The organism is Bacillus sp. LR--39, assembly GCF_053613335.1.
Genome location: NZ_JBSIOT010000146.1, coordinates 1 through 1,452 on the forward strand (window position 1 = coordinate 1; position 1,452 = coordinate 1,452).

A 1,452-nucleotide genomic window follows, 5' to 3' on the forward strand; every position below is an offset into this window, starting at 1 on the left:
GTTCACTCCATCAGCATGTATTTCGATCGCGCCTGTTTTCAAATTCGGATTAACTGTTCCCTCTTCACGCGCCACCACTTTTCCTTGAATATCAAGCACGTATTCATTTCTGATGCCTTCCGCAATAGCAAGCGCTTCTTTTGACACATCAGGGTTAAAAACGACTTGAACAATGCCCGTACGGTCACGCAAATCAATAAAAATCAATCCGCCGAGGTCTCGTCTTTTTTGCACCCAGCCTTTCAGCGTTACAGATTCGCCAATTGCTTTTTCAGTTATATCACCGCAATAATATGTTCTTCCAAACAATGCGTTTCACTCCTTATCCCTTTTGGTTTGCTTTCATCACATGTATAAATTCATCAAGTGCCACTTCAATCTGTTCGCCAGTCTGTGCATCCTTTACATTGATTTTGTTTTGGGCAAGCTCATCTTCACCCAAAATCGCAATAAATCTGGCATTTAAGCGATCAGCTGTTTTAAACTGGCCTTTCATTTTCTTATTTTCATAATCGATTTCACTGGAAATGCCTGCTTCTCTCAGTTTGTACACCAATGAAACAGAATAATCCTTTGCTTTTTCGCCGAGTGTGACGATATAGCAGTCGATTCCCTTATCAACAGGCAGCTCTCTTTTTTCAGCATCAATTGCGGCAAGCAAGCGTTCGATGCTCATCGCAAATCCGATGCCCGGTGCTTCAGGTCCGCCGATCTGTTCGACAAGCCCGTCGTAGCGTCCGCCGCCGGCAAGTGTCGTAATCGCGCCAAAGCCCTCCGCATTGCTCATAATTTCAAATGCGGTGTGGTTGTAATAATCCAGCCCTCTCACAAGGTTCGGATCGATTTCATACGAAATGCCCAGATCATTTAAGTATTGTTTCACTTTGTCAAAATAAGCGGCTGATTCTTCATTTAAATATGTCAAAATCGAAGGCGCCGATTTCATCAGCTCATGATCTCGGTCTTTTTTGCAGTCTAAGATTCTAAGCGGGTTCGTGTGCAGCCGGGACTGGCAGTCTGAACAAAATTCTTCGATGCGAGGCTCGAAGTGTTTCACGAGCGCTTCTCTGTAGCTTTTGCGGCTATCTTGATCGCCGAGACTGTTTATGACAAGCTTAACGTTTTCTAAACCTGCTTTTTCATAAATACTCATCGCAAGCGCCATTACTTCAGCGTCGATTGCAGGGTCTTTTGAACCAATCGCTTCAATTCCAAACTGATAAAACTGGCGGTAACGGCCCGTCTGAGGACGTTCATAACGGAACATCGGCCCGACATAATAAAGCTTTGTCGGCTGTACAGGATTTGCGAACAGCTTGTTTTCATTAAAAGCGCGAACCGCAGCAGCTGTTCCCTCCGGACGAAGCGTCAGGCTTCTGCCTTTGCGGTCCTCGAAGGTATACATTTCTTTTTGTACGATATCCGTTGATTCTCCGACGCCTCTGGCAAACA

General features: G+C 45.0%; 2 protein-coding genes. Both read right to left on the minus strand.

Annotated features, from left to right (window positions below; translation table 11 throughout):
• Positions 1–309 (minus strand): OB-fold nucleic acid binding domain-containing protein (locus ACWHAR_RS21235; RefSeq protein ID WP_452087737.1); only part of this gene is annotated, 309 nt, incomplete at its 3' end.
• A 13-nt stretch (positions 310–322) separates the two neighbouring features.
• Positions 323–1,452 (minus strand): histidine--tRNA ligase (hisS, locus tag ACWHAR_RS21240; protein WP_452087738.1); only part of this gene is annotated, 1,130 nt, incomplete at its 5' end.